Below are 26,791 nucleotides of genomic sequence, written 5' to 3'. Positions count from 1 at the left end.
CACGCATTGGTTTTGTGTAAGGCCTCTAGGGCTGGAACGCCTGCCGGTATTCCCCCGGTGTCGCTCCCATTGCCTGGCGAAACCGGTTGGTAAAGTGGCTGGCGCTGGAAAACCCACACGCCAGGGCAATTTCCCCCAGCGGCAGTGAGCCGCTGCGCAACAGGGCCTGGGCCCGGGACAGGCGGCGGGCCAGTACATATTGATGGGGCGGCAGGCCAAAGCTTGTGCGAAACATCCGCGCGAAGTGGTATTCCGACAAGGCGCACAGCCCCGCCAGTTGCCCAAGGCTGATCGGCTCGGCCAGTTGCTGGTCGATGTACTCCACCAACTGCCGGCGCTGGTGCGCCGCCAGGCCGCCCTTGAGTCGCAACCCCTCACGCAGGCCGACCTGGCTCAGCAGGGTATGGTTGAGCATTTCAAAGGCCAGGCTGCTGGTCAGCAAGCGTTCTGCCGGTTCCTGCCAATTGAGGCGGATCAGTTGATGAAAACGTCGCGCTTGCTGTTCGTCTTCCAGAAAGGTGCTTTCGCGCAGTTGCAAGGCGCGGGGTTCACGGTCCAGCAGGGTGACGCAACCCAGGGCAAATTGCTCGGGGCTGAAGTACACATGGGCCAGGCGGATTTCACCATTGATCACCCAGGCCGACTGATGCTCGGCGGGCAGGATGCACAGCTTGTCGGGGCCGCCCTTGGTGTCGGGCTGGTTGCGCCGGAAAGTGCCGGTGCCGCCGGCCACATAGCAAGACAAGGTGTGATGGCTGGGCGCCTGGTAATCCTGGGCGTCGTGGTGGTTGCTCCACAAAGCTGCAGACAAGCCGTCCCCAAGCTCGGCAGACAGCTCCAGGCGAGCGTTGGGCGAGCTGTTCAGGGCTTTGAAGACTTGCAGGTTTTCCAGTGCAGACATGGGGTTCTCTCCGACGCCTTGCATCCTACTCCCGGCGGCTGGCGCTGTGATCCCTCGGCCCGACAAAAGCGCAAGAATCTGCAAGTGCCCAGCAGCAAGGCGGGGTGAAACTGTGGCTCAACCACCGGAGTGCGCCATGAACCTATCCCTGTATTTACTGACCGTGCTGATCTGGGGCACCACCTGGATTGCCCTCAAGTGGCAATTGGGCGTGGTGGAAATTCCGGTCTCGATCGTCTATCGCTTCGGCCTGGCGGCACTGGTGCTGTTTGGGCTGCTGTTGCTCAGCCGCAAACTGCAGGTGATGAACCGTCGGGGTCACCTGATCTGCCTGGCCCAGGGCTTGTGCCTGTTTTGTGTGAACTTCATGTGCTTCCTCACGGCCAGCCAGTGGATCCCCAGCGGCCTGGTGGCCGTGGTGTTCTCCACCGCGACACTGTGGAATGCGTTGAATGCGCGGGTGTTCTTCGGCCAGAAAGTTGCGCGCAATGTACTGCTGGGCGGCGGCCTTGGGTTGTTGGGGCTGGGGCTGCTGTTCTGGCCGGAACTGGTCGGGCATACCGCTAGCCCCGAAACACTGTTGGGCCTGGGCCTGGCGCTGCTGGGCACCCTGTGTTTCTCGGCAGGCAATATGTTGTCGAGCCTGCAACAGAAAGCCGGGCTCAGGCCGTTGACCACCAACGCCTGGGGCATGGCCTATGGCGCGTCGATGCTGGCGCTGTACTGCGTGGTCCAGGGCATTCCGTTTGAGATGGAGTGGAGCACCCGCTATATCGGCTCGCTGCTGTACCTGGTGATCCCCGGTTCGGTGATTGGCTTTACCGCGTACCTGACCCTGGTCGGCCGCATGGGCCCGGAGCGGGCGGCGTATTGCACGGTGCTGTTCCCGGTGGTGGCATTGAACGTTTCGGCGCTGTTCGAGGGCTACCAATGGAGCGCCCCGGCGCTGGCCGGGTTGGTATTGGTGATGCTGGGGAATGTGCTGGTGTTTCGTAAGCCCAGGGCGGTTGCGCCTGTGAGCCCGCTTTTGCAACCGAAGCAAACCTAATGTGCAAGAAGATCTAATGTGGGAGCTGGCAAGCCAGCTCCCACAGTGTGATCCGCGTTACTTCAGGCCCAGGCGCTTGGCCATGCGCCCCAGGTTGGCGCGGTCCAGGCCCAGTTCGCGGGCGGCGCTGGCCCAGTTGTACTGGTGGCGCTCCAGGCAGGCGCTGATCACTTGCCTTTGGTAGTGCTCGGTGGCCTGGCGCAGATCGCCAGTCACCACGGGGATTTCGCCAGGCTCTTCTATCAAGGGTGCAGAGTCATTGGGCAAGTCCAGGTCCTTGGCACTGAGGCTGAGGATCTTCGGCCGCTCGCGGCAATTGCCCAGGGCCTTCAACGCGCTGCGGCCGATCAGGTGTTCCAGCTCGCGCACATTCCCGGGCCAACCATAAGTCAACAACGCCGCCTGGGCATCGCTGGTCAGGCGCAGGCTGCCCAGGCCCATGCGTGAACGGTTCTGTTCGAGGAAAAATCCCGCCAGCAACAACACATCGCGCCCGCGTTCACGCAGGGCCGGCACTTGCAGGGGGTACACGCTCAAGCGGTGATAGAAGTCGGCGCGGTAGCGGCCGTTGCGCACCTCGGCGGCCAGGTCGCGGTTGGTGGCGGCGATCAGGCGCACGTCCACTTGATGCTCCTTATCCGAACCCAGCCGCTGCAACTGCCCGCTTTGCAGGACGCGTAACAGCTTGGCCTGGACCGTCAGTGACAACTCTCCCACTTCGTCGAGGAACAGGGTGCCACCGTTGGCCAATTCAAACTTGCCCCGACGCTCGTTCAGCGCGCCGGTAAACGCGCCGCGCACGTGGCCGAACAGCTCGCTTTCCACCAGGGTTTCCGGGAGGGCGGCGCAGTTGAGGCTGATCAGCGGCTTCTCCGCGCGGGGCGAGGCAGCGTGGATGGCCTGGGCCACCAGCTCCTTGCCGACCCCGGTTTCACCGGTGATCAACACGGTCATGTCGCTGCCGCCCACCAGTTTGATTTCTTCCACCAGGCGCTTGTGGGTCTTGCTCTGGCCGATCATTTCCTTGTGCTGATGGCCGCTGGCCTGGCGATAGATTTCCGCACGCTGGTGTTCGTCTTCGGCGCGCAGGGCCAGGTGCTCCATGCGTTCGGCCACATTGACCGTGGCGGCGGCGAGGCTGGCGAAGGCCTGCAAGGCGTCCAGTTCGACCCGGTCAAACCGCTCGGTGTCCAGGGCATCCAGGGTCAGCAGGCCCCAGGGATGGTCGTCGACAAACAGCGGGCAGCCCATGCAGTCGTGGACCTCCAGATGCCCGTGCAGGCCATCGACCAGGCCGTCGTAGGGGTCGGGCAGTTCGCTGTCACTGTCAAAGCGGGTCGGGCCGGGGCTGCTCAGCAGCACGGCAAAGCGCGGGTGTTCGCTGATCTTGAAGCGACGGCCCAGGGTGTCCGGGCTCAGGCCGTCCACGGCCAGGGGTACCAGCCATTCGCCGTCCAGGCGCAACAGCGCGGCGGCATCACAGGGCAGCAGGGTGCGCATGGCTTGCAGCAGGCGTCGGTAACGCTCGCCTTCCGGCAGTTCACGGGACAGGTCAGCCACCAGTGGCAGCAGGGTGGTGAGCAGGGAATGTGCAGTCATAATGACTCCTTGTAGTCCTAATGACTATAAGGTGTAGGAAGTCATATTGACTATGTTTAATTTAACTTGTTGATAAATAAGGGTTTGCTAGTTGGCATGAATACTGATTGCTACAGGGTAATCATTCAGAAGCCTTAAAGGCTCAGGAGTCTCCCCATGCTTAGCGTTCAAGACCGTGCCATCATCAAGTCCACTGTGCCGCTGCTCGAAAGCGGTGGCGAAGCCCTGATCACCCACTTCTACCGCATGATGCTCTCCGAGTACCCCGAAGTGCGCCCGCTGTTCAACCAGGCCCACCAGGCCAGCGGCGACCAGCCCCGCGCCCTGGCCAATGGCGTGCTGATGTACGCCCGGCATATCGACCAACTGGATCAGTTGGGCGACCTGGTGGCCAAGATCATCAACAAGCACGTGGCCCTGCAAATCCTCCCGGAGCACTACCCGATTGTCGGCAACTGCCTGCTGCGGGCGATTTCCGAGGTGCTGGGTGACGAAATCGCCACCCCAGAAGTGATGAGCGCGTGGGGCGCGGCTTATGGTCAGTTGGCCGACATCCTGATCGGCGCAGAAAGCGCCATCTACGACGAAAAAGCCCAGGCCGTTGGCGGCTGGCGCGGGGCGCGTGCGTTTCTGCTGGTCAAGCGTGTGGAGGAGAGCAGTGAAATCGTCTCCCTGTACTTTGCCCCGGTGGACAATGGCCCGATCCTCGCCGCCGAGCCCGGCCAGTACATCGGCTTGAAGCTGATCCTCGATGGCGAAGAAGTGCGCCGCAACTATTCATTGTCGGCGCGCACCGAAGCGGGCCTGTACCGCATCAGCGTCAAGCGTGAAGCGGGCGGGCGCGTGTCCAATTACCTGCATGACCAGATGCACGTGGGCGCGACCATCGACCTGTTCCCGCCATCGGGGGAATTCACCCTGGTGCCCAGCGACAAACCCCTGGTACTGATCAGCGGCGGGGTGGGCATCACCCCGACCTTGCCGATGCTGGAAGCGGCCCTGGCCACCGAGCGCCCGGTGCATTTTATCCACTGCGCACGCAATGGCGGCGTGCATGCGTTCCGCGATTGGGTCGATGCCCTGGCTGCGCGCCATCCGCAATTGCAGCGCTTTTACTGCTATGCCGAAGACGACGGCATCAGCCCGGCGGCGGACAAGCTCGGTTTGCTGACCCAGGAGCAACTGGCGGCGTGGTTGCCCGAAGAGCGTGATGTGGATGCCTACTTCCTGGGGCCGAAGGGTTTTATGAGCGCGATCAAGCGTCACCTCAAGGCTTTGGGTGTGCCTGAGAAGCAGAGCCGGTATGAGTTCTTCGGGCCGGCGGCGGCGCTGGAATAAGCGGCCGCTCTTCAACACCGTATTGGCCTCTTCGCGAGCAAGCCCGCTCCCACATTTGATCTGTGAATACATTCAAATGTGGGAGCGGGCTTGCTCGCGAAGAGGCCCGAAAGACCACCACATTAATGTGTCGTTAACCCGCCTGCGCCTAAGATTGCGACGCCTACTGCTAAATTTTCACCACCTGTGTGTAAACTTGCGGCCATTGGCATACCCATCATTAGGCAAAGGGAAACGGGGATGATTGACGAAATGCGGTTGGGCCGTGAGCGGCGCTTCCTGGTGTTGCTGGGCATCATCTGCCTGGCGCTGATTGGTGGCGCGCTTTATATGCAGATAGTGCTGGGCGAAGCGCCATGCCCTTTGTGCATCTTGCAACGCTATGCCTTGTTGCTGATTGCGCTCTTTGCCTTTATTGGCGCGGCCATGCGCACCCAGCGCAGTGTCACGGTCTTTGAAGTGCTGGTCGTGCTCAGCGCCCTCGGTGGTGTCGCTGCCGCCGGGCATCATGTGTACACCCAGTTCTATCCAACCATCAGTTGTGGCGTCGATGTGCTGCAGCCGATTGTCGATGACCTGCCCCTGGCGAAGATCTTCCCCTTGGGCTTCCAGGTTGATGGGTTCTGCAGTACCCCGTACCCGCCGGTCCTGGGCTTGTCCCTGGCCCAGTGGGCGCTGGTGGCGTTTGTGTTGACGGTGATCCTGGTGCCCCTGGGCATTTACCGTAATCGCAAGCAAAACGCTTAAATCGTCCTACAAAACGCCCCTGTCCTGCTGATGCAGGCAGGGGCGTTTTTGTGTGTGGGCATTTTGTGAAGGGGTCATGACGCTGGACAAGATTGGCTGCGCGCAACGTGCGACACGTTGTCACACTGAGGGCGCCGCAGGACATTTCATACCCCATGGCACAGCGCTTAATCGACCATGTGTTGGGCGCTTTTGCCTGTCATTTTCCACCCTGGCCGACCCCGCGCGCGGCGTGCTCTACAGAACATCCAGTGATGGGCGAATGCCTTGTTTTTAGCGGGCTTGCCTGGGGTTTGGCGACCCTGGAAGAGGTCTCTGGGTGCGACAGAATGGGCAATAACACGGCTTTTTTTGGGGTTTTTGTTGAGAATCAAACGCGATACGATCCCAAACCTTTGCAACAATGGCGCAGGATTATTGCTGGAAACGATAAAAATTATTTCTTTATAGGTCATGGTTTATACATCGCCAGCTAACTACAATCGCCCGCACTGAGTGTCCGGTGCTGCTCAACCCTGAGCAAATAGGGCGGTCGAGAGGCGGAAACAATGCTTCATGCGACCCCAGGTGCCGGCAGCCTTTCAACTATCCGCACCAAATGGAATTGGTCTGTAACAAGGCCTTTGACCAACGAAATCGAATAAGAATTCACCGCCAGACCTGGACGTGTCGATCAGCGCATGAAGCGCCGGGCAGGCCCTTATTCAATCGAAGAGAAATGCCAACCCTTGGCAGGGTGAAGTGTTGGCGATCAAAACCCAACTGCATTGCGCAAGCTGCTTTAGAGGTCGTGAGATGAGTAAAAACAGGTACACCCGATTACTAGGCATAGTGCCGCTTTTCGGCATGTTATTGCTGGGAGGCTGCAACTGGACGCTGCTCGACCCTGTGGGTCAGGTCGGCGTAGAGCAACGTAACCTGATCATCACGGCCACCTTGCTGATGCTGTTGGTCGTGGTGCCGGTGATCGTGATGACCTTCGCGTTCGCCTGGAAATACCGCGCATCCAACACCAAGGCGACCTACGCGCCGAAGTGGTCGCACTCCACCAAGATTGAAATCGCGGTGTGGCTGGTACCTGTACTGATCATTATCGCCCTGGGTTACATCACCTATAAGTCGACCCACGAGCTGGACCCTTACCGTCCGCTGGAATCCGACGTGCCGCCAATCACTATCGAAGTGGTCGCGCTGGACTGGAAGTGGCTGTTCATCTATCCCGAGCAAGGGATCGCCACCGTCAACAAGATCGTGTTCCCGGCCAACACCCCGATCAACTTCAAAGTGACCTCGGATGCGGTGATGAACTCGTTCTTCATCCCGGGCCTGGGTGGCCAGATCTACGCGATGGCGGGCATGCAGACCAAGCTGCACCTGATTGCCAACCAGAACGCCGAGCTCGACGGTATCTCCGCCAACTACAGTGGCGCGGGCTTTACCGGCATGAAATTCAAAGCAATCGCCACCACCCAGGAAGACTTCAACGCCTGGGTACAAGAAGCCAAGAGCTCACCAAAACAGCTTGAAAAAGCTGAATACGAAGCCCTTGCCAAGCCAAGCCAGAACAACCCTGTAGAGCTGTACTCCTCGTACACGCCGGACCTGTTTCAGAAAATCATCGACAAGTATGAAGGGATGAAACCAGGCAAGCCGGTCAAGCACGAGAAGAAAGAAGTGGCTGCTGTGGAAGGGACGGACGCAAATTCGCATTCAGCTGCCGGGGCAGAGGAGTAAACGATGTTTGGTAAATTAAGTTGGGAAGCGGTCCCATTCCACGAGCCGATCGTGATGGTGACCATCGCCATGATCGCGCTGGGTGGTCTGGCACTGTTTGCGGCAATCACCTACTTCAAGAAGTGGACCTACCTGTGGACCGAGTGGCTGACGTCGGTCGACCACAAGAAAATCGGCGTGATGTACATCATCGTCGCCATGGTCATGCTGCTGCGTGGTTTTGCCGACGCAATCATGATGCGTACCCAGTTGGCCATGGCCACCGAGGGTTCGCCTGGCTACCTGCCGCCTGAACACTATGACCAGATCTTCACCGCCCACGGTGTGATCATGATCATCTTCATGGCGATGCCTTTCTTCACCGGCCTGATGAACCTGGCAGTGCCGCTGCAGATCGGTGCGCGTGACGTTGCGTTCCCGTTCCTCAACTCCCTGAGCTTCTGGCTGCTGGTTTCCGGCGTGGTGCTGATCAACCTGTCCCTGGGCGTCGGCGAATTCGCCAAGACCGGTTGGGTTGCCTATCCGCCGTTGTCGGGGCTGCAATACAGTCCGGGCGTGGGGATGGATTACTACATCTGGGCGCTACAGCTATCCGGGTTAGGTACGACGCTGACGGGGGTCAACTTCCTGGCCACCGTGCTGAAAATGCGTACCCCAGGCATGAAGCTGATGGACATGCCGATCTTCACCTGGACCTGCACCTGGGCCAACGTTCTGATCGTGGCTTCGTTCCCGATCCTGACCGCTACCCTGGCACTGTTGACGCTTGACCGTTACATGGATTTCCACATTTTCACCAATGAACTTGGTGGCAATCCAATGATGTACGTGAACCTGTTCTGGGCATGGGGTCACCCTGAGGTGTACATCCTGATCCTGCCAGCGTTCGGTATCTTCTCCGAAGTGATCTCGACCTTTACCGGCAAGCGCCTGTTCGGTCACCACTCGATGGTCTACGCCTCGGGCGCGATCTCCGTACTGGGCTTCATGGTCTGGCTGCACCACTTCTTCACCATGGGTTCGGGGGCCAGCGTCAACGCCTTCTTCGGCCTGGCGACGATGCTGATTTCGATCCCGACGGGGGTGAAGCTATTCAACTGGCTGTTCACCATCTACCACGGCCGCCTGCGCTTCACCAGCCAGGTTCTGTGGACCCTGGGCTTCATGGTGACGTTCGCCATCGGCGGCATGACCGGCGTACTGCTGGCCATCCCGGGTGCTGACTTCGTGCTGCACAACAGCCTGTTCGTGATCGCGCACTTCCACAACGTGATCATCGGTGGTGCGGTATTCGGCTACATCGCTGGTTTCAGCTTCTACTTCCCGAAAGCGTTCGGCTTCAAGCTGCACGAAGGCTGGGGCAAGGCTGCGTTCTGGTTCTGGATCACCGGCTTCTTCGTCGCGTTCATGCCGCTCTATGCACTGGGCTTCATGGGCATGACCCGTCGTCTGAACGCCACTACCAACCCTGAGTGGGTGCCGTACCTGTACGTCGCCATGTTCGGTGCGGTGATGATCGCTGTCGGCATCGCCTGCCAGCTGATCCAGCTGTACGTGAGTATCCGTGACCGCAAGCAAAACGCCTGCGACTCCGGCGACCCATGGAATGCACACACCCTGGAATGGTCGACCTCGTCGCCACCGCCGTTCTACAACTTCGCTGTACTGCCGAAGGCCGAGACCATCGACCCGTTCACCGAAGCCAAGGAAAACGGTACTGCGTACCAGCGACCTGTGCGCTACGAACCGATCCACATGCCGAACAACACCGCCACTGGCGTGGTGATGGGCGCGCTGTTGACGGTCTTCGGTTTCGCGATGATCTGGCACATCTGGTGGCTGGCCATCGCTAGCCTGGCTGGCACCGTGATCTACTTCGTGATCCACGCGGCGCGTGATGATCAAGGCTACATGGTGCCGGTCGACGTGATCGAGCGCATCGAAGCCGAGCAGCACGCTCGCCTGGTAGCCGAGAAGAAGATTCCGGCCAACCGTGTTGAAACCTCGTTGGAACAGGCTTAAACCATGTCGAACTTAGTGACCAATGCTGGACACGCCCATGTCGATGACCATGGGCACGATGACCATCACCACGACTCGGGCGAGATGACCGTATACGGTTTCTGGCTCTACCTGATGACCGACTGCATCCTGTTTGCGTCGATCTTCGCGGTGTACGCGGTACTGGTAAACAACGTAGCGGGTGGCCCGTCGGGCCACGACATCTTCGAACTGAATTACGTGCTGGGCGAAACCGCCTTGCTGCTGTTCAGTTCGATCACCTACGGCTTCGCCATGCTGGCGTTCTTCCGTGGCAACAAGGCAGGCGTGCTCAAGTGGCTGGGCCTGACCTTCCTGCTCGGCCTTGGCTTTATCGCCATGGAGATCAACGAGTTCCACCTGCTGATCTCCGAAGGCTACGGCCCTAGCCGTTCCGGCTTCCTGTCGGCGTTCTTCACCCTGGTCGGTACCCACGGTCTGCACGTAACCGCCGGTCTGATCTGGATGGCGATCATGATGTACCAGGTCAACAAGCATGGCCTGACGTCGACCAACAAGACCCGCCTGAGCTGCCTGAGCCTGTTCTGGCACTTCCTGGACGTGGTCTGGATCTGCGTCTTCACCGTTGTCTACTTGATGGGGACTCTGTAATGGCTAATGCACACTCCCATGACAGCCATGATGCGAGCCACGGCAGCGTAAAGTCTTACGCTATCGGCTTCATCCTGTCGGTGATCCTGACGATCATCCCGTTCGGCCTGGTGATGTACCCAACCTTGCCGAAGGCCACGACACTGGCCATCGTGCTGTTGTTCGCGGTGATCCAGGTGGTTGTCCACCTGTATTACTTCCTGCACCTGGATCGCTCCCAGGCCCAGCGCAACAACGTGATTGCGTTTGTGTTCACGGCCATTGTGATCCTGCTGCTGGTTGGCCTGTCGTTGTGGATCATGTTCAGCATCCACACCTACATGATGGCGAAGTGAGGTAAGACCCGATGTCGCTTAAGCACTTTATCCAAATCACCAAACCGGGGATCATTTTCGGTAACGTGCTTTCTGTGGCAGGCGGTTTCTTCCTGGCCTCCAAGGGGCATGTCGATCTGGCCATCTTCCTGGCGGCAATGATCGGCACTTCCCTTGTTGTGGCGTCCGGTTGCGTGTTCAACAACTGCATCGACCGTGACATCGATATCAAGATGGAGCGCACCAAGAATCGCGTGCTGGTCCAGGGCCTTATCTCCCTGAAACTGGCACTGATCTTCGCGACCGTCCTCGGTGTTGCCGGCGTGGCATTGCTGTACACGGTGGCCAATCCGCTGGCGGCGTTGTTTGCCGTGATCGGTTTTGTCATCTACGTCGGCCTCTACAGCCTGTACCTCAAGCGCAAGTCGGTTCACGGCACGCTGGTGGGCAGCCTGTCGGGGGCGATGCCGCCGGTGATTGGTTATGTGGCTGTGACCAATAGCTTCGACATGGCTGCGCTGGTGCTGCTGGTGATGTTCAGCCTGTGGCAGATGCCGCACTCCTACGCCATTGCGATCTTCCGTTTCAACGACTACCTGGCGGCTTCGATTCCGGTATTGCCGGTCAAGCGTGGCATCCAGGTGGCGAAGAAACACATCCTGCTGTACATCCTGGCCTTCCTTGTGGCGACCTTGATGTTGACCTTCAGTGGTTATGCCGGCATGAGCTACCTCGCCGTCGCCGCGGCCATGGGCATGTACTGGTTGTACATGGCCTGGACCGGCTACAAGGCGGTGGATGACACTGTCTGGGCGCGTAAGTTGTTTGTCTTCTCGATCTTCACCATTACGGCTTTGAGCGTGATGATGTCCCTGGATTTCCAGGTGCCGAAAGAGTTGTTGCTGACTTACGCCCACTGAGTTGGGATGTCATGAAAAGCCCCGCCTTTGAGAGAAGAGCGGGGCTTTTTTGTGGGGGGGGGTATGGGTACATATCCATTTCTGCGGTCACGGCGGCTATTGGTTCCGCCCTTACGGCGGCTCACTTTGGAAGAGCGCCAAAGTAAGCAAAGCGCTCTTGCCCCACCACTCGGTGCCTCGCCTAGGCTCGGCATGCCCGCAGTCAGGCATTGCTCCGTGGGCCCGCCGCGATCGGCCATCCATGGCCGTGTCGCGGCTACCCCGGCATCCATGCCGGGGTGCCCACTGCGCAATACCTGCCTGCGGCCATCGTGGTTTAACGGGGCGCCTCAGATCAAAAGCCAGATCAAAAGCAGAGCAACAGCAACAGCAAAGCCGGGGTGCGAAGCTGCCTTCCCCTGTGGGAGCTGGCTTGCCTGCGATGGCGGCAGGTCAGTCAATAGATTTATCGACTGATACACCGTGGCCCCCCCAAATTAATGTCGGATGAGGGGCATGCCGAGTCTAGGCGAGGCACCGAGTGGTGGGGCAAGAGTGTTTTGCTTACTTTCGCGCTCTACAAAAGTGAGCCGCTGTAAGAGCGGAACCAATAGCCGCCATTACAAAAAACGGATATGTACTCAATCAAGACCTATTGCTGAGCAATGCTATACCCATCAAACGCCGTCTGCTGTTGCAGCGCCGTCACAATACTCTTGCGCGTCAAAGGCTGCTCGGCACCGGAGTTATCCACAAAGCTTTCACTCTCAAGCTCCGCCTCATCCCCTTCACCCACAAAACTAAAGCCCAAAAACTCCAGCGCCTCGCGGTCAACATTGAGCTTGGAGCGCGGCGTGCGCATCGGCAGGGTCACGCTGACCCCGTCCTTGCTGATCACAAACACCTCAACTTCCTTCTTCGCCCGCGCAGCCTTGCCCTTGCCGGCGCTCGGGTTGCTGATGGCCTGGTGGGTCTGGTTCAACACCTTGAGCGCCAGGCCATACACCAGTTCCTGGAACTCGGGGTCGTCCTTGAAGCTGGAAAGGATTCGGCTGATCGAAAACTTGCTGCTCAGGTCTTCCAGGGCTGCGTTGTCGGCGGCTTCGGCGTCTTTGAGCTGCTTGAGCTGGCCCATCAAGTCATAGGCCTGGTCATCGTCAAAGGCATCGTGGGCCTGGCGGATGGCGACGCGCAATTCGCGGATCTGGTCGCTTTCCTTGGAGGTGTGGAACGCGTCCAGCACCATTTCACTGATGTTCTTGGCCGCTGGCACATGCTGTGAAAGATTGATGGCGTTTTCGTATTCAGCTTTGGACTGCAAAGTGACTACGGATTCTTCAGTACGGGAATCTGACATTGAAATTTCACTACTTCTGTAAGCGGGGAGACGGGAAAAACGTCGGGCATTTTCAAGGGCCGGGGTAGCAAGGTCAAGGCGGCACTCTGCCTTCATCGTCATCCGCGCTTACAGTTCCTGCATCTCCTGCAATTGCGCCTCCAGCGTTTCCCGCAGCCCGCTATCCCGTCGGGCGATAAACACCAGTTGCGCCGAGTACTGCGCGTGCTCGCCGCTGGCCAGGCTGAACTGGCTGCGGTTGCCCACATGTTGCAACCAGAAGGGTTGCTCATTGCCCTGTAAATGAACCAGGCCTTTAAGGCGGAACAAGTCCTTGGGCAGTTGCCCCAGCCAATCGCGCAGGGCTTTGGCCGGCAGGGCCTGGGTGGCTTGCCAGGTCCAGCTTTCGAACAGTTCGTGGTGCGGCGTCGGCACGGGAGTGAAGCCGTTGCGCGGGGTGCGCTCGCCCAGCAGCAGGGCATCGGGGATCTGCGCCTGCACGGTGCTGATCACGCGTGTGCGGGCACCGATAGTTGCGCGCAGGCTTTGCAGTTCGGCGGCGCTGACCAGGTCGGCTTTGTTCAGCAGCACCAGGTCGGCACAAGCCACCTGAGCCCGGGACAAGCGTGCGAACTCACCTTCCAGGGCGCCATAGCCGCTGGCGTCCACCAGGGTGATCACCGTATCCAGATGCAGGTGCGCCTTGAGCTGTGGATAACCCAGGGTTTGCACAATGCGTTGCGGGTCGGACACGCCGCTGCACTCGATGACGATACGGTCCAGGCGGGGGCGCAGTTGGCTCAGGCTCACCAGCTGCGCCAGCAGGTCCTCCTGCACAGTGCAGCAGATGCAGCCGTTCTGCAGGCTGAACACGGCGTCGGTGACTTCGGCGATGATCGCCGCATCGATGTTCAGCTCGCCGAAGTCATTGACGATCACCGCCATGCGCCCATGTTGCGGCTGCTGGGCGATGCGGTTGAGCAGGGTGGTCTTGCCTGCGCCGAGAAAGCCCGAAACTACCGTGACTGCAATGCTCTCGCTATTCATTCGATCACCGGCGGCAGGCCTTGCCACACGGCTTGCAGCGCCGTGCCTTCAAAGGTGTTGAAACGGTCGTACACCGGCCGACCATCGACCAGGGTCAGCAGCACCTGGGTCTGGTGGATGTAGTTGCGCGCCGGCTGGGCGAACAGGTCGCGGTCGATCACGATCAGGTCGGCGCACTTACCCACTTCCAGGCTGCCGGTGGAGTGCTCCAGGCCCATGGCGTGGGCGCCGTTGAGGGTCGCCACTTGCAGTGCCTGTTCCAGGGTGATCGGCTCGCCGAAGCAGTCCGGTTCCTGGTTCCAGGGGTTCTGCCGGGTGACCATGGTTTCCAGGGCCAGCCACGGGTCAATCGAGGCCACCGGCCAGTCGGTGCCCATTACCGCCAGGCCGCCTTCGGCCAGCACGCCTTTGAAGTCGTAGATGCGCTTGAGGCGCTCGGCGCCATAACCGGAGCGGGCGCCGCTGGCAAACGGCGTCGGGTACCAGGCCGCCGGGGAGAACTCGGCGATCACATTCAGCGCCTTGAAGCGCTTGAGGTTGCCCGGATGCAGCAAGGTGCTGTGGGCGCATTGGTGACGAATGCCGCTGTCACCGTTGACCCGCCGCGCTTCGGCGACCGCATCAAGGAATACATCGGAAGCGCCGTCGCCGGTGCAGTGAGCGATCACCCGCAGGCCACGGCGGTCCATGTCCACCACCATGTCGGTGATATGTTCCGGGGTCAGGTTGAGCTTGCCGCGCCAGGTGGAGTCGGCCGCCCAGGGGGTCATCAGGTACGAAGACTTGGGCTCCACGGTGCCGTCGAAATGGAACTTCACCGCGTTGGCGTTCAGCCGCGCGCTGCGATAGTAGTGACGCTCGCCGCCGAGCAGTTCCCAGCGCCGGCGCACCGGGAAGATATCGTCCTGCCAACTGATCGCGGCTTCCACGCGCAGGCTCAATTCGCCCGCATCGTCTAGCTCCTTGAGGGCGTCCAGGCGCCGCTCGCAGACGTGAACATACTTGGTCGCGGTAACGCCACGCGAGCTCTGGAAATGCACGCCGTCGCGATAGGCCCGGCGCAGCACAGCCACCGGGGTCGGCGGCATGGCCGCGTGGATCAGTGCGTAGGCACCGTCGATCATCAGGCCGTTGGGCTCGCCGCTGAGTTCGTCGCGCTCCATATAGCCGTTGCGCGGGTCGGCGGTGTGGCGGTCGATGCCGGCCAGTTTCAAGGCGCAGGAGTTGACCATCATGGTCCCCCACATACGGTCCAGCAGCGCCACCGGGCGGTCCGGCATGATGCTGTCGAGCCATTCACGCCCTGGGGTCAGCCCGGCTTCGCGGAAGGTGTAGCGCACCCAGTATTGGCCGTAGATCCAGCCATCGCCGGGGTGGGCATCGGCGTAGGCGTGGATCGCCGCCGCCAGTTGTTCGGGGGTGGGATCTTCGATGCCCACATCCAGGTCATCGCTGTAGCGTGGCGCCAGGGCGAGGTCGGGATGGGTGTGCATATCGTGCAGGCCGGGCATGCAGAATGCGCCCAGCAGATCCTGTTGGCGGGTCTGCGGGCCGATCAGGTGTTGCAGGTCGGCGAATGTACCGACTGCGATAAAACGTCCCCCGCGAATCGCCACCGCGTCGGCCCACGGCTGGGCCGGGTCGAGGGTGTAGAAGCGGCCGTGGTGCAGCACCAGGTCAGCGTGCTCGCCGACAACGGAGTGGGTGGAAGTGAATTGGTCGGAAGCGGTCACGGGGGAAACCTCAATATTCAGAAGCGGCGACGATCAAAGGGTGGGAGCTGGCTTGCCTGCGATGGCATCACCGCGGTGTGCCTATGGGACCGAGTTGCCCGCATCGCGAGCACGCTCGCTCCCACATAAAGCTCAGCGGTTGGCGCGCAGGCCCTCGACAAACCCGGCAATCCGCTGGCAAGCGTCTTTGAGGGTGTCGTCGGCGACGGTAAAGGAGATGCGCACAAAGCCTTCGGCACTGGCGCCAAACGCCTGGGCATCGAGCACCGACACCCCGGTGGCGCGGAACAGCTGCCAGGCAAAGTCCATGCTCGACAGCCCGGTGCGGCGCACGTCCACCAGCATAAACATGCCGGCCTGTGGCACCCGGCAATCAAGGTCGGCGATGCCACCCAGGCCGGCCACCACCAGGTCGCGCCGGCGGCGATACACCGTGCGCGCGTCGCTCACCACCTCATCATCCAGCTCCAGGGCCTTGATCGCCGCTTCCTGGATAAACCCGGGCAAGCCATAGAGCATGCACAGCAGCAGGTTATCCAGGTGGCCGACCAACGCGGTCGGCGCCACCACCCAGCCCACGCGCCAGCCGGTCATGGCGTGGGTTTTCGACAGGCTGTTGAGCACCACGGTGCGCTCGGCCATGCCTGGCAGCGAGGCAATGCTCAGGTGCGGCTGGTCGTAAGTGATCTGGCCGTAGACCTCATCGGAAATTACCCACAGGTCGTGCTCACGGGCGACTTCGGCCACCCACTCCAGCTCTTCACGGCTGTAGACGTTCCCGGTGGGGTTGCACGGCGTGGCCAGGGCAATGCCCCGGGTCTTGGCAGTAATGGCTTTTTCCAGAGCCGCGCGGGTCAGGCGAAAGCCGTTGGCTGCCGGTTGCTCGATGGTCGCGATGCACGCACCGGAAGCGTGGATGCACGCCTCATAGGTCAGGTACATCGGCTCCGGCACCAGCACTTCGTCGCCATGGCTGAACAGGCACAGCGAGGTGGCGAACAGGCCGTTTTGCGCACCGGCCACCAGGGCCACGTTATCGGCGTGTACGGCGATGCCTTGCAGACGGCTTTGCTTGGCCGCAATCGCCTCGCGCAGGGCCGGTCGGCCGAGGACATGGGTGTAGTGAGTGTCGCCGGCGCGCAGGGCGTCGACGGCGGTTTCGCAAATGGCACTGGTGGTGGCGAAGTCGGGATCGCCGACGCTCAACACAATCACATCTTCGCCACGGCCACGGGCTTCGACGGCCGCGTAGTGAATATCCCAGGCGCTGACGGACTCGCCACTAATGCGCTCGACAAACGGTGAATAACGCATCCTTGTTCTCCTAAAATTGATTCAAGCCTGGCGCTGCGGGACTTTGCCCCAGCGCGAGAAGACGTGTTCGATCACGAACGCCAGGACAATGTAGATCACCGCCACGGCCAACAGTGGCTCATACACCCGCAGCGTCTGCGCCCGCACCAGGTTGGCGGCGCCGAGCAGGTCGGTGACGGCCACGGTGGAGGCCAGCGCGGTCGCCTTGAGCAGCAACACGGTTTCGCCCACCAGGGTCGGCTTCACCAGCTCCAGGGCCCGTGGCAACCAGACCCGGCGCAGCACCATCAGGCGCTTCATGCCAAACGCCCGCGCCGCTTCCAGCTCGCCCCGTGGCACCGCACGCAGGGCGCCGCGCAGCACTTCGCCGACATACGCGCCGACACACAGAATCAGGGCCAGGGCCACGTACCAGAAGCCTTCACGCAAGTACGGCCAGAGGAAGCTGCCGCGAATCAGCGGGTAGCTGGCAAACACGCTGCCCACGCCGTAATACAGGATGTAGATCTGCACCAGCAGCGGCGTGCCTCGGAACACCGCGGTATAGGCGCGCAACGGCCCACTGATCAGCGGGTTGGACGACAAGCGCCCCAAGGCCACCAGCACCGCCAGCAAAAAGCCAAACACCCCGGACAAGGCCAGCAACTTCAGGGTGATACCCAGGCCGTGCAGCAGCTCGTTGCCAAAACTGTTGATCCATGAAAAGTCCATCGGCTGCGCTCCTTAGTGCTGGGGCATCCAGCGGTTGATCCGTCGCTCGAACACCCGGAAGGCGCCGTTGGAAATCAGGGTGATGATGAAATACACCGCCGCCACCGCCAGGTAGAACACCAGGTAATGCTTGGTGGAGCCGGCCGCCTGTTTGCCCACCGAGAGCAACTCGCTGTAGCCGACGATGCTGATCAGCGCGCTGTCCTTGACCAGCACCAGCCACAGGTTCGACAGGCCGGCCATGGCAAACGGCAACATGCTCGGCAGCAACACCCGGCGCACCAGCAGCCAGCGCTCGATGCCAAAGGCCCGCGCCGCTTCCAGCTGGCCGACGGGAATGGCCTGGATCGCGCCGCGAATGATCTCCGCCGAGTACGCGCCCTGAACGATGCCCAGCACCAGCACGGCGGCGATAAAACCGTTGACCGTCACGCTGTCGCGGCCCATGGCGGCCATCGCCATATTCAGCAGGTCGGTGCCGGCGTAATACAGCAGCAAAATCAGCAGCAGCTCCGGCACCGCGCGGTACAGCGTGGTGTACAGATTGGCCAGGCGCACCATCCAGCGTGGGCCCTTGAGCTTGATCATGGCCACCAGCAAACCGATGCCCAGGCCCAGTACAAAGGCGCCGGCGGAAATCTGCAAGGTCACCACCGCGCCCTGGAGCAGCGCGTTGAGCCAGCCGTCGGCGACGAACAACTGGGTGAGTTCGGACAAAGAAATCATGGCGCGTTCCGTTGGACGTTATTGCGCGGAAATATCGACGCTGAAATAGCGGCTGCGAATTTTGTCGTAGGTGCCGTCGGCCTTGATTGCCGCCAGCGCGGTGTTGAGCTGCTCGCGCAGGCTGTCGTCACCCTTGCGCACGGCGGCACCGATACCGGAACCGAACAACGGGTCTTTGGGCGCCAGGCCCTTGTCAGCCAGGCCACTGCCGGCATTGGACTTGAGCATCGGCTCGATGGTCAGCGCGTCGGCCAGCATCACGTCGATACGCCCGCTTTGCAGGTCGGCGGTCATGTCGTCCTGGGTGTTGTAGTAGCGCAGGGTCGAGCCCTTGGCGTAGTAGGTCTTGAGGTAGGTGGCGTTGGAGGTCGAGCCCTGCACACCAATCAACTTGCCCTTGAGACCTTCGGGGGTGGTGACCAGATCCAGGCTTTTGTCGGCGACCCACATGGCCGGGGTCTGGTAGTAGGGGGCCGTAAAGGCAATGACCTTTTCGCGCTCTTCGGTGATGCTCAGGGAGTTGAGGATCACGTCGATCTGGCTCGATTGCAGCGCCGGGATCAAACCGTCCCAGGACACTTCCTTGAGCGGGCATTGGGCTTGCAGGCGTTCGCACAGGGCCTTGATCAGGTCCGGTTCGAAACCGCTCCAGGCGCCATTGCCGGCTTTTTCGGAGAACGGCGGGTAGGGTTCCAGGGCGATGCCGAACACTATTTTTTCGGCGGCCACTGCACTGTGGGAAAGCACGGCGAGCACGCAGCCGGCGGCGAGGGATTTCAGAGAGTTATGCATGGCTTGACCCTTTCGAAGTTATTGTTTTGAAGGATGGAAGCGGCAGTTCAAACGCGATTGTCCTGGGCCATGACGAACTGGCGGCAACGCTCGCTGGTGGGGTTCTGGAAGACTTGCTGGGGCGTGCCTTCTTCTTCAACCAATCCCTGGTGCAAAAACATGACCTTGCTCGATACATCCCGGGCAAACGCCATTTCGTGGGTGACGAGGATCATGGTGCGGCCTTCTTCGGCGATGCCCTGGATCACCTTCAGCACTTCGCCGACCAACTCCGGGTCGAGGGCCGAGGTGGGTTCATCCATCAGCAATACACGCGGGCGCATGGCCAGGGCGCGGGCGATGGCCACGCGCTGTTGCTGACCACCGGAGAGGAAGGCCGGGAAGGTATCGCGCTTGCTCGCCAGGCCGACTTTTTCCAGCAGGTGCTCGGCGTGGGCGATGGCGTCCTTGCGGTCTTCACCCAGCACATACACCGGTGCTTCGATGACATTTTCCAGCACGGTGCGGTGGGGCCACAGGTTGAAGCTCTGGAACACCATGCCCAGTTGCGTGCGCAGGCGTGCCACCTGGTCGGGATCGGCGATCAGCGGGTTGCCGGCGCGGTCCTTTTTCAGGCGCACTTCTTCGCCATTGATGCGCAGGCTGCCGCTGCACGGGATCTCCAGCAGGTTGATGCAACGCAGCAGGGTGCTTTTGCCCGAACCGCTGGAGCCGATCAGCGACACCACATCGCCTTCGTTGGCGCGCAGGGAAATGCCTTTGAGAACATGGTGCGCGGCATAGCTCTTGTGCAGAGCATCAATGGCGACCACCGGGGTGACTGGGTTCAAGGGTTATCCCTCTTTATTTTTGTAGATGAGGCAGTTTTCTGCAGGAGCCGGCTCCTGCGCAAAGCTGCACAGGCATGCAGTGATGAGGATCGAGAATAGCCACTGGCCACATGAGGTCAATCGAGCATTTTTCGCTCGATATTGAAATTTAATTCAACTGTCCCGCTCGCCGGTGGCTATGTCTGACGGCTGATTCCGGCTATGGTGCGGGTATCTTCGAGCAGGTGAACATCCATGCGTTACCCCTCCATGACCGCCTTGCGGGCGCTGGACGCGGTGGCCCGGCTGGGCAGCGTGTCCGAGGCAGCCGCCGAGCTGAACCTCACCCCCAGCGCCATCAGCCACCAGATCAAGAGCCTGGAACAGACCCTGGGGTTTGCCCTGACCGAGCGCACCGGGCGCAACATCCGCATCACCTGGCAGGGCGAGCGCTATGCCCGGGATATCCATGGGCTGCTGGCCAATATCCTTGAAGCCGGGCAGCGTTTCGATGGCCAGCAGGTCAGCGGGCGCCTGTGTATCAGCAGCCCGGCGGGGTTTGCCACCTATTGGCTGTGCACCCATATCGCCGACTTCCAGGCACTTTATCCACAGGTCGAACTGCACCTGATATCACCGCGCACCCCGGACGACACCAGCGACCACGGCGCCGACCTGTTTATCGCCTACGGCATGGGCGACTGGCCTAACCAGCATGTGCAGAAGATCGTCTCGCTGCGTTATTTCCCGGTGTGCAGCCCGCGCCTGGTCAACACCATGGGCGGCCTGAAGAACCCGGAACACCTGGCCGGCGCACCGCTGCTGCATATGATCGACTACTCCGACTGGCGCGTATGGCTGGCCGCCGCCGGGGCGCCGAATGTGGATGTGCAGCGTGGCATCGTGTTTGCCGATGCGCACTTTGTGCAGTCGGCGTGCATCGCCGGCCAGGGCATCGCCATGGGCGACAACCTGATCAGCGGCGAGGCCCTGGCCAGGGGCTTGCTGGTGCGGCCGTTCGAGACCGAGATCGAATCCAACCGTGGTTATTACCTGGTGGCCGATCACCAGAAAGTCGAGCGCCCGGTGGTGCAGGCGTTTGGCGAGTGGGTGAAGTCGCAGCTGGGTGGCGGGCTGTAGTGCGCGGCAATCCGTGAATTTTTTTTGCCAATGGTCGGCAAATTTTTTGCTTGTCCGCCCTCGGAGCGCCCCCTAAGGTCTGACCAATCGACACAGAACAATAAGAAGGAAATGAGCAATGACCACCTGTGCCCAGTCCCTGGTTCGCCTGCTGGAAGGTTATGGGGTAGATACCGTGTTCGGCATCCCCGGTGTGCACACCGTCGAGCTCTATCGCGGCCTGCATGGCAGCCGTCTGCGGCATGTCAGCCCGCGCCATGAGCAGGGCGCCGGGTTTATGGCCGACGGCTACGCCCGCGCCAGTGGCAAGCCGGGCGTGTGTTTCATCATCACCGGCCCCGGCATGACCAATATTCTGACCGCCATGGGCCAGGCCTATGCCGACTCGGTGCCGATGCTGGTGATTTCCACCACCAACCGCCGCGAACATCTGCGCCTGGGCCACGGGTATCTGCACGAGCTGCCGGACCAGCGGGCGATGGTCGCCGGTGTGTGTGCCTTCAGCCATACCCTGCAATCACCGGAGCAATTGCCGGAACTGCTGGCCCGCGCCTTCGCGGTGTTCAAGTGCGCGCGCCCGCGCCCGGTGCATCTGGAAATCCCCCTGGATGTGCTGGAGATGCCGGCCATCGACCTCAACCTGATGCCCCGCAGCCTGCCCGGCGCCCCGGCTCCGGCGCCGGCCTCGCTACGGGCGGCGCTGAGCCTGCTCAATGAAGCGCGGCGGCCGCTGATCCTCGCCGGCGGCGGCGCCCGTGATTGCGCTGAGGTGTTGCAGCAACTGGCCGAACGCCTGCAAGCGCCGGTGGCCCTGACCACCAATGCCCGTGGCCTGCTGCCCATGGGGCACCCGCTGTTGCTGGACGGCGTGCAGTCGTCCAGGCATGGCCGCTCGTTGTTTGACGAGGCCGATGTGATCCTCGCCGTGGGCACTGAATTGGGAGAAACCGACTACGACTTCTTCGGCCTTGGCCCACTGAAATTCAAGGCACCGCTGATCCGCCTGGATATCGACCCGATGCAAGTCATGGGCGTGCAACGCGCCCATGTCGGGCTGCTGGGCGATGCCCGCGAAGGCTTGCAGGCGTTGCTGGCTGCGGTCAGCCCGCCAGCGCCGAGCGGGCGTTGGGCACAGGACAGCGTGCAGCGCGTCAACCGTCTGGAACGCGAGAGCTGGAACGCCAAGCAACAGGGGCTGCAAGGCTTGCTGGACCTGCTGCGCGACAGCCTGGTCGACCCGCTGATCGTTGGCGATTCGACCCAGCCGGTGTACCAGGGCGCGGTGGGCTACCAAGCGCCGGCGGCCAACAGTTGGTTCAACGCCGGCACCGGCTACGGCACCCTCGGCTACGGATTGCCAGCGGCGATCGGTGCCAAGCTGGCCAAGCCTGAACGGCCAGTGGTGGCACTGGTCGGCGATGGCGGCCTGCAGTTTGCCAGCAACGAACTGATCGCGGCCCGTGAGGCCGGCATCGGTGTGATCCTGGTGGTGTGGAATAACCAGTGCTACGGCGAGATCCGGGACTATATGCAGGCCCGGGAAATCGTGCCGCTGGGGGTGGATATCCTGACCCCGGACTTTGCCGCGATGGCCCGCAGCTGCCACGTCGCCTATCACACGGCCGACACGCCACAGGCCTTGCACGCGCTGTTGCAAACCCTGGTCGATAGCCGTCAACCGGTGATGATCGAGCTCGACGCCGCGCACTACCTGCAAAACGCCTGAACCGCCCTCGGCCTGATCCATATCAACGGGCTCCCCTCGAAAATCCGCTACAACAAACCGGGGCTTACAAAGCCCCGGTTGTCCGCCTGATGACCTCATAAAAACGCAGACAAACCTGTACCCAGGGGCCAACCCCCAGGCCAGGTTATTAAAGGAATAATGCGATGGCCCTTTCTCTGTCACGTTTGGCCTGGATGGGGGCGACGCTGTGTCTTGCGCTTCCCCTGCACGCCAACGAACCCGCCAAACCCGATACCGAACTGATTGCCCAGGGCAAATACGTTGCCCAACTGGGTGACTGCATCGCCTGCCACACCGCCAAGCAAGGCCCCGAGATGGCGGGTGGCCTGGAGCTGAGCACGCCCATGGGCATCATCTACTCCAGCAACATTACCCCGGACCGCGAGACCGGGATTGGTGCCTATACCTTCGAACAGTTCGACCGTGTGATGCGCGAAGGCGTGACGCCGGCGGGTATGAACCTGTACCCGGCGATGCCGTATCCGTCTTACGCGAAGATGAGCGAAGAGGACATGCATGCCTTGTTCGCCTACCTGATGCACGCCGTCGAGCCGGTGAAACAGGCCAACCTCGAAGCCGACATGGGCTTCCCGTTCAACCAGCGCTGGGGCCTGGCGTTGTGGAATTTCATGTTCCTCGACAAGCAACCGTTCCAGCCCGACCCGGCCCGGGATGCCGTGCTCAACCGGGGCGCCTATCTGGTCCAGGGCCTCGGCCACTGTGGCTCGTGCCACACCCCGCGCGGTATCGCCTTCCAGGAAAAAGCCATGAGCGACGCCGGCAGCAGCGGCGAGCATTACCTGGGCGGGGAAACCGTCGAGCATTGGCGCGCCTTGAGCCTGCGCAACCTATGGACGGTGCAAGACACCGTGCAACTGCTCAAGACCGGGCAGAACCGCTTTGCCACGGTATCGGGCAACATGGTGGACGTGATCCGGCACAGCACCCAGCACTTCACGGATGCTGACCTGACGGCCATTGCGACCTATCTCAAATCCCTGCCACCGGGCAAGGATGACCTGCCGATGCCGGCCGTCGCCAAAGGCCCGGCCGAACTGCCCAAGGACTTGTTCACCAGCCGTGGCGGCCTGGGCTATATGCAGTTCTGCAGCGATTGCCACCGCAGCGATGGCGCGGGCGTGAAGGGCCTGTTCCCGGCATTGGCCGGCAACACCGGCGTGGTTGCCAGCAACCCGACCTCGTTGCTGCACATCACCCTGACCGGTTGGGAAACCGCCGAGACCGCCGCCCATCCACGGGTCTACACCATGCCGGGCTTTGCCAGGCTTGCGAACAACGAAGTGGCGGAAATCCTCACCTTTGTGCGCACACGCTGGGGCAACGAAGGCACGCCGATCAGCACCGCCCAGGTGAAGAAAATGCGTGACCAACTCAACCCGGTGAGCACCGACTCCTCGGCGTTCGAGACGCCGCGCCTGGCCAACCTGCTGGCAGCATCCAATGCCGATCAAGTGGTCCGCGGCATGCGCCTGCACCTGCAGACCAAGGAGCTGCTGCCAGACAATGTCGGCAACGCGCTGAACTGCACCAGTTGCCATCTCAACGCTGGCACCGTGGCAGATGGCTCGCCGTTTGTGGGCGTGTCGGCCTTCTTCCCCAGCTACGCCCCACGTGCCGGCAAGGTGGTGAGCCTGGAGGAGCGCATCAACGGCTGCTTCCGCCGCTCGATGAACGGCAAGCCAATACCGCCTCAATCGGCGGATATGCAGGCGATGGTGGCGTACTTCGACTGGATGAAAAACAACACCAAGCCCGAGGATAAAGTCCCTGGCCGTGGTGTCGGCAAGATCGACCCGGCCATCAAGCCTGACCTGGCCAATGGCGAGCAGGTCTACGCCAAGCAATGCGCGGTGTGCCACGGCAGCGACGGCGAGGGCCTGGCCCGTGCCGACGGTAGCCTGGTGTACCCACCGTTGTGGGGCGACCAGTCCTTCAACATCGGCGCTGGCATGGCCCGCACCTACACGGCGGCCGCGTTCGTCAAACGCAATATGCCGATCGGCTTCCACGAGAAATTCCCGTTGGGCCAGGGCGGCTTGTCGGACCAGGAAGCGGTAGACGTTGCCGCCTACTTCTCGCAAAAGCCACGCCCGGACTTCCCGGACAAGGTGAAGGACTGGCCGAACGGCGGTAAGCCGGTGGACGCGCGTTACTGACCTCAACCCTGTAGGGGCCGACTTGTCGGCTCCTACAGCGCCAGCCTGAATTCCCGGCTCATCCGTATACCCAGGGCGTTGGCCAATGTCGGCCATTGGCGATCCGCAGGTGGCCGTCGTATTGGACGTGCGCCGCCCAATGTTCTGCCTGGAGCAATCAGCATCCGTAGCCAATCGATGCCTTTGGCGGCGATATTGGCTATGTCCTGTCCCAAACCCAGTACCTGCAGCACAGACAGGCCGAGGGTGACACCCGCAGCGCCTCGCTCCAGAGCCCGCTGGGTCATCTGCGACATGCCGGCGCGTCGAGCTGTGCCAGGCATTTCTCCAGAATATCCAAGCCTTCCTCCAACACCGCCGGCTCGATGGTCAGCGGGGCCAGTAAGCGGATGATATGCCGGGCCTTGCCGCTGGGCATCAGCAGCAATCCTGCGTCGCGGGCCAGGTTCAGCAGTTGTTGGAGTTGGGCGCTGGCTGGGCTGCCGTCGGGGTTGACCAACTCGATACCGCGCATGGCGCCGACGCCGGTCAGGCGGCCGAGGTAGGGCGAGATTTTTTTCGCCTGCCAGGCGGCATGGCGCCCGCAGATCGCGGCTTCCTGTTGTTCGCCCCAGGCTTGCAGGTGTTCGTCGCTCATCACATCCAGGGTGGCCAGGGCGGCCGCGCAGGCGATCGGGTTGCCGGAATAGGTGCCGCCCAGGCCGCCTTTGGGCAGGTTGTCCAGCAAGGCCTTGCGCCCGACCACGGCGCCCAGGGGCACGCCGCCGGCGATGCTTTTGCCCAGCAGGATCAGGTCGGGTTCGATGCCCAGGCGTGAGAAGGCGAAACGCTGGCCAGTGCGGCCAAAGCCGGATTGGATTTCGTCGGCGATCAACAGAATGCCGTGTTCATCGCACAGGCGCCGCAGGGCTCTGGCGAAGGGAATATCGAGGGCCAGGAAGCCGGCTTCGCCCTGCACCGGTTCGAGGATGAAACAGGCCACGTCGGCGATGTCGATTTCGACGCTGAACAGGCGCTCCATGGCTTTGAGTGCATCGTCTGTGGTTACGCCATTGTCTGCGCTGGGGTAGGGCAGGTGATAAACCGGGCCGGGTAGCACGCCGACTTTTTGCTTGTAGGGCGCCACCTTGCCGTTGAGGTTGAGGGTGGCCAGGGTGCGCCCGTGGAAGCCGCCGTCAAAAGCAATCACGGCGGTGCGGCCGGTGGCGCCACGGACGATCTTCAGCGCGTTCTCGGCGGCTTCGGCGCCGCTGTTGGTCAGCATGCCGCTGACTGGGTAAGCCACCGGGATAAAGGCGCTGAGGCGTTCCATCAACTGGATATAGGGCGCGTGCGGCGCGGCATTGAAGGCGTAATGGGTGAGCCGGGTAGCCTGCTCGCGAATCGCCTCGACCACAGCCGGGTGGCAATGGCCGAGGTTGAGCACGCCAATGCCGCCGACAAAGTCGATATAGCGCTTGCCCTCGGTGTCCCAGACTTCGGCGTTGCGCCCGTGGCTCAGGCAGATGGGATGGACGATGGAAATCGACTGGCTGATGGTTTCGTGGCTCATGGATCACGGGCTCGCAAAGGGGCGGTTTGCGCCTATCTAAGCCGCGAGCGCGGTGGCCCGGCAAACGAAATAAAGTCGCCGGGTCATTCGCAAAAATCGGGATGTGGCAATGGCTTTGCGGTGGGAGTGGGCTTGCCCGCGATGGTGGTGTATCAGTCAGCAGATGGGTTGGTTGATTTGGTTGTTGGGGATGTGTACATATCCGTTGCTGCGGTCACGGCCACTTAGGGTTCCGCCCTTACGGCGGCTCACTTTGGAAGAGCGCCAAAGTAAGCAAAGCGCTCTTGCCCCACCACTCGGTGCCTCGCCTAGGCTCGGCATGCCCGCAGCCAGGCATTGCTCCGTGGGCCCGCCGCGATCGGCCATCCATGGCCGTGTCGCGGCTACCCCGGCATCCATGCCGGGGTGCCCACTGCGCAATACCTGCCTGCGGCCATCGTGGTTTAACGGGGCGCCTCAGATCAAGATCAAAAGC

General features: G+C 61.6%; 22 protein-coding genes and 3 pseudogenes. 12 read left to right on the top strand and 13 right to left on the bottom strand.

The genetic code is table 11. The features are described 5' to 3' along the window. Positions 1 to 25 precede the first annotated feature (25 nt). Positions 26 to 901, bottom strand: coding sequence for an AraC family transcriptional regulator (locus tag HBO24_RS20540; RefSeq protein WP_170060202.1), 876 nt, complete (start codon positions 899 to 901; stop codon positions 26 to 28). A 136-nt stretch (positions 902 to 1,037) separates the two neighbouring features. Here HBO24_RS20540 and HBO24_RS20535 point away from each other — a divergent pair, with 136 nt between their 5' ends. Continuing rightward, complete coding sequence (locus tag HBO24_RS20535) at positions 1,038 to 1,949, top strand: DMT family transporter (protein ID WP_170060201.1); 912 nt, start codon at positions 1,038 to 1,040, stop codon at positions 1,947 to 1,949. Positions 1,950 to 2,006: 57 nt separating this feature from the next. On the opposite strand, the gene norR is transcribed toward HBO24_RS20535, so the two are convergent. Next, positions 2,007 to 3,548 (bottom strand): nitric oxide reductase transcriptional regulator NorR, encoded by a 1,542-nt coding sequence (norR, locus tag HBO24_RS20530; protein ID WP_170060200.1) that lies wholly within the window; start codon positions 3,546 to 3,548, stop codon positions 2,007 to 2,009. A 156-nt stretch (positions 3,549 to 3,704) separates the two neighbouring features. Here norR and hmpA point away from each other — a divergent pair, with 156 nt between their 5' ends. The 3 genes from hmpA to HBO24_RS20515 all read left to right on the top strand — a co-directional run bounded on the left by hmpA (position 3,705) and on the right by HBO24_RS20515 (position 6,109). Further along, a complete protein-coding gene (gene hmpA, locus HBO24_RS20525) occupies positions 3,705 to 4,886 on the top strand; it encodes an NO-inducible flavohemoprotein (RefSeq protein ID WP_169960558.1) in 1,182 nt (393 codons plus the stop codon). A gap of 240 nt (positions 4,887 to 5,126) precedes the next feature. Next, a complete protein-coding gene (locus HBO24_RS20520; protein ID WP_115127460.1) occupies positions 5,127 to 5,633 on the top strand; it encodes a disulfide bond formation protein B in 507 nt (168 codons plus the stop codon). A 155-nt stretch (positions 5,634 to 5,788) separates the two neighbouring features. Further along, positions 5,789 to 6,109 carry a hypothetical protein gene (locus tag HBO24_RS20515; protein WP_170060199.1) on the top strand — a complete coding sequence of 107 codons (321 nt, stop codon included), beginning with the start codon at positions 5,789 to 5,791 and terminating at the stop codon, positions 6,107 to 6,109. A 77-nt stretch (positions 6,110 to 6,186) separates the two neighbouring features. On the opposite strand, the pseudogene HBO24_RS29845 reads toward HBO24_RS20515, so the two are convergent. Next, a pseudogene (locus tag HBO24_RS29845) lies at positions 6,187 to 6,401 on the bottom strand (hypothetical protein). 27 nt (positions 6,402 to 6,428) lie between these two features. Between HBO24_RS29845 and cyoA the strand changes: the two are divergent. The 5 genes from cyoA to cyoE are packed head-to-tail and all read left to right on the top strand — an operon-like array spanning position 6,429 to position 11,253. Next, positions 6,429 to 7,367, top strand: a complete 939-nt coding sequence (gene cyoA / locus HBO24_RS20510) for a ubiquinol oxidase subunit II (protein ID WP_029300208.1) — start codon at positions 6,429 to 6,431, stop codon at positions 7,365 to 7,367. 3 nt (positions 7,368 to 7,370) lie between these two features. Continuing rightward, complete coding sequence (gene cyoB / locus HBO24_RS20505) at positions 7,371 to 9,389, top strand: cytochrome o ubiquinol oxidase subunit I (protein ID WP_057444528.1); 2,019 nt, start codon at positions 7,371 to 7,373, stop codon at positions 9,387 to 9,389. A 3-nt stretch (positions 9,390 to 9,392) separates the two neighbouring features. Next, on the top strand, positions 9,393 to 10,019 hold the full coding sequence (gene cyoC, locus HBO24_RS20500) for a cytochrome o ubiquinol oxidase subunit III (RefSeq protein WP_038446230.1): 627 nt from the start codon (positions 9,393 to 9,395) through the stop codon (positions 10,017 to 10,019). After that, the gene (cyoD, locus tag HBO24_RS20495; protein WP_029300215.1) at positions 10,019 to 10,354 is read left to right on the top strand and encodes a cytochrome o ubiquinol oxidase subunit IV; all 336 of its coding nucleotides are present in this window, start codon (positions 10,019 to 10,021) and stop codon (positions 10,352 to 10,354) included. Before cyoC ends, cyoD begins: the two co-directional genes overlap by 1 nt. Positions 10,355 to 10,365: 11 nt before the next feature. After that, entirely contained in the window at positions 10,366 to 11,253 is an 888-nt protein-coding gene (cyoE, locus tag HBO24_RS20490; RefSeq protein ID WP_029300217.1) for a heme o synthase, read from the top strand. Between the two features lie 631 nt (positions 11,254 to 11,884). On the opposite strand, the gene HBO24_RS20485 is transcribed toward cyoE, so the two are convergent. From HBO24_RS20485 to HBO24_RS20450, 8 genes and pseudogenes are all read right to left on the bottom strand, one after another. Next, the gene (locus HBO24_RS20485; RefSeq protein ID WP_057437869.1) at positions 11,885 to 12,589 is read right to left on the bottom strand and encodes a hypothetical protein; all 705 of its coding nucleotides are present in this window, start codon (positions 12,587 to 12,589) and stop codon (positions 11,885 to 11,887) included. Positions 12,590 to 12,697: 108 nt separating this feature from the next. Continuing rightward, positions 12,698 to 13,615: a GTP-binding protein gene (locus HBO24_RS20480; protein ID WP_057437871.1), complete on the bottom strand. Its 918-nt coding sequence runs from the start codon at positions 13,613 to 13,615 to the stop codon at positions 12,698 to 12,700. After that, entirely contained in the window at positions 13,612 to 15,348 is a 1,737-nt protein-coding gene (locus tag HBO24_RS20475; RefSeq protein WP_170060198.1) for an amidohydrolase, read from the bottom strand. The genes HBO24_RS20480 and HBO24_RS20475 overlap by 4 nt, the downstream gene beginning before the upstream one ends. Before the next feature lie 132 nt (positions 15,349 to 15,480). Then, entirely contained in the window at positions 15,481 to 16,662 is a 1,182-nt protein-coding gene (locus tag HBO24_RS20470) for an aminotransferase class I/II-fold pyridoxal phosphate-dependent enzyme (RefSeq protein ID WP_170060197.1), read from the bottom strand. 21 nt (positions 16,663 to 16,683) lie between these two features. After that, positions 16,684 to 17,373, bottom strand: a complete 690-nt coding sequence (locus HBO24_RS20465; protein ID WP_057437876.1) for an ABC transporter permease subunit — start codon at positions 17,371 to 17,373, stop codon at positions 16,684 to 16,686. Positions 17,374 to 17,385: 12 nt separating this feature from the next. Next, positions 17,386 to 18,099: an ABC transporter permease subunit gene (locus HBO24_RS20460; RefSeq protein WP_057437878.1), complete on the bottom strand. Its 714-nt coding sequence runs from the start codon at positions 18,097 to 18,099 to the stop codon at positions 17,386 to 17,388. An 18-nt stretch (positions 18,100 to 18,117) separates the two neighbouring features. Next, complete coding sequence (locus HBO24_RS20455) at positions 18,118 to 18,891, bottom strand: transporter substrate-binding domain-containing protein (RefSeq protein ID WP_170060196.1); 774 nt, start codon at positions 18,889 to 18,891, stop codon at positions 18,118 to 18,120. Between the two features lie 47 nt (positions 18,892 to 18,938). Further along, positions 18,939 to 19,703: pseudogene (locus HBO24_RS20450) on the bottom strand (ATP-binding cassette domain-containing protein); the annotation flags it as partial. A gap of 252 nt (positions 19,704 to 19,955) precedes the next feature. Here HBO24_RS20450 and HBO24_RS20445 point away from each other — a divergent pair. The 3 genes from HBO24_RS20445 to HBO24_RS20435 all read left to right on the top strand — a co-directional run bounded on the left by HBO24_RS20445 (position 19,956) and on the right by HBO24_RS20435 (position 24,764). Further along, positions 19,956 to 20,840, top strand: a complete 885-nt coding sequence (locus HBO24_RS20445; RefSeq protein ID WP_057960590.1) for a LysR substrate-binding domain-containing protein — start codon at positions 19,956 to 19,958, stop codon at positions 20,838 to 20,840. A 118-nt stretch (positions 20,841 to 20,958) separates the two neighbouring features. After that, the gene (locus HBO24_RS20440) at positions 20,959 to 22,566 is read left to right on the top strand and encodes a 5-guanidino-2-oxopentanoate decarboxylase (protein ID WP_170060195.1); all 1,608 of its coding nucleotides are present in this window, start codon (positions 20,959 to 20,961) and stop codon (positions 22,564 to 22,566) included. A gap of 164 nt (positions 22,567 to 22,730) precedes the next feature. Further along, on the top strand, positions 22,731 to 24,764 hold the full coding sequence (locus HBO24_RS20435) for a c-type cytochrome (RefSeq protein WP_170060194.1): 2,034 nt from the start codon (positions 22,731 to 22,733) through the stop codon (positions 24,762 to 24,764). 185 nt (positions 24,765 to 24,949) lie between these two features. Here the strand turns inward: HBO24_RS20435 and HBO24_RS29650 are convergent. Then, positions 24,950 to 25,075, bottom strand: a pseudogene (locus tag HBO24_RS29650) (XRE family transcriptional regulator); the annotation flags it as partial. Then, positions 25,048 to 26,316, bottom strand: a complete 1,269-nt coding sequence (locus HBO24_RS20425) for an aspartate aminotransferase family protein (protein WP_169990159.1) — start codon at positions 26,314 to 26,316, stop codon at positions 25,048 to 25,050. The gene HBO24_RS20425 and the pseudogene HBO24_RS29650, both read right to left, overlap by 28 nt. Positions 26,317 to 26,791: the final 475 nt, after the last annotated feature.

The organism is Pseudomonas sp. WS 5410 (assembly GCF_012985645.1).
GTDB classification, from domain to species: Bacteria; Pseudomonadota; Gammaproteobacteria; order Pseudomonadales; family Pseudomonadaceae; genus Aquipseudomonas; species Aquipseudomonas shahriarae.
This window is presented reverse-complemented; position numbering and strand designations above follow the sequence as displayed.

What these genes read in the sequence shown, in the direction of transcription:
- HBO24_RS20470 (WP_170060197.1), bottom strand. Translation starts at nt 16,662, where the DNA reads ATGCGTTATTCACCGTTTGTCGAGCGCATTAGTGGCGAGTCCGTCAGC.
- HBO24_RS20440 (WP_170060195.1), top strand. Translation starts at nt 20,959, where the DNA reads ATGACCACCTGTGCCCAGTCCCTGGTTCGCCTGCTGGAAGGTTATGGG.
- HBO24_RS20520 (WP_115127460.1), top strand. Translation starts at nt 5,127, where the DNA reads ATGATTGACGAAATGCGGTTGGGCCGTGAGCGGCGCTTCCTGGTGTTG.
- HBO24_RS20535 (WP_170060201.1), top strand. Translation starts at nt 1,038, where the DNA reads ATGAACCTATCCCTGTATTTACTGACCGTGCTGATCTGGGGCACCACC.
- HBO24_RS20455 (WP_170060196.1), bottom strand. Translation starts at nt 18,891, where the DNA reads ATGCATAACTCTCTGAAATCCCTCGCCGCCGGCTGCGTGCTCGCCGTG.
- HBO24_RS20460 (WP_057437878.1), bottom strand. Translation starts at nt 18,099, where the DNA reads ATGATTTCTTTGTCCGAACTCACCCAGTTGTTCGTCGCCGACGGCTGG.
- cyoD (WP_029300215.1), top strand. Translation starts at nt 10,019, where the DNA reads ATGGCTAATGCACACTCCCATGACAGCCATGATGCGAGCCACGGCAGC.
- cyoE (WP_029300217.1), top strand. Translation starts at nt 10,366, where the DNA reads ATGTCGCTTAAGCACTTTATCCAAATCACCAAACCGGGGATCATTTTC.
- HBO24_RS20515 (WP_170060199.1), top strand. Translation starts at nt 5,789, where the DNA reads ATGGCACAGCGCTTAATCGACCATGTGTTGGGCGCTTTTGCCTGTCAT.
- HBO24_RS20540 (WP_170060202.1), bottom strand. Translation starts at nt 901, where the DNA reads ATGTCTGCACTGGAAAACCTGCAAGTCTTCAAAGCCCTGAACAGCTCG.
- hmpA (WP_169960558.1), top strand. Translation starts at nt 3,705, where the DNA reads ATGCTTAGCGTTCAAGACCGTGCCATCATCAAGTCCACTGTGCCGCTG.
- HBO24_RS20485 (WP_057437869.1), bottom strand. Translation starts at nt 12,589, where the DNA reads ATGTCAGATTCCCGTACTGAAGAATCCGTAGTCACTTTGCAGTCCAAA.
- HBO24_RS20435 (WP_170060194.1), top strand. Translation starts at nt 22,731, where the DNA reads ATGGCCCTTTCTCTGTCACGTTTGGCCTGGATGGGGGCGACGCTGTGT.
- norR (WP_170060200.1), bottom strand. Translation starts at nt 3,548, where the DNA reads ATGACTGCACATTCCCTGCTCACCACCCTGCTGCCACTGGTGGCTGAC.
- cyoA (WP_029300208.1), top strand. Translation starts at nt 6,429, where the DNA reads ATGAGTAAAAACAGGTACACCCGATTACTAGGCATAGTGCCGCTTTTC.
- cyoC (WP_038446230.1), top strand. Translation starts at nt 9,393, where the DNA reads ATGTCGAACTTAGTGACCAATGCTGGACACGCCCATGTCGATGACCAT.
- cyoB (WP_057444528.1), top strand. Translation starts at nt 7,371, where the DNA reads ATGTTTGGTAAATTAAGTTGGGAAGCGGTCCCATTCCACGAGCCGATC.
- HBO24_RS20465 (WP_057437876.1), bottom strand. Translation starts at nt 17,373, where the DNA reads ATGGACTTTTCATGGATCAACAGTTTTGGCAACGAGCTGCTGCACGGC.
- HBO24_RS20425 (WP_169990159.1), bottom strand. Translation starts at nt 26,316, where the DNA reads ATGAGCCACGAAACCATCAGCCAGTCGATTTCCATCGTCCATCCCATC.
- HBO24_RS20445 (WP_057960590.1), top strand. Translation starts at nt 19,956, where the DNA reads ATGCGTTACCCCTCCATGACCGCCTTGCGGGCGCTGGACGCGGTGGCC.
- HBO24_RS20480 (WP_057437871.1), bottom strand. Translation starts at nt 13,615, where the DNA reads ATGAATAGCGAGAGCATTGCAGTCACGGTAGTTTCGGGCTTTCTCGGC.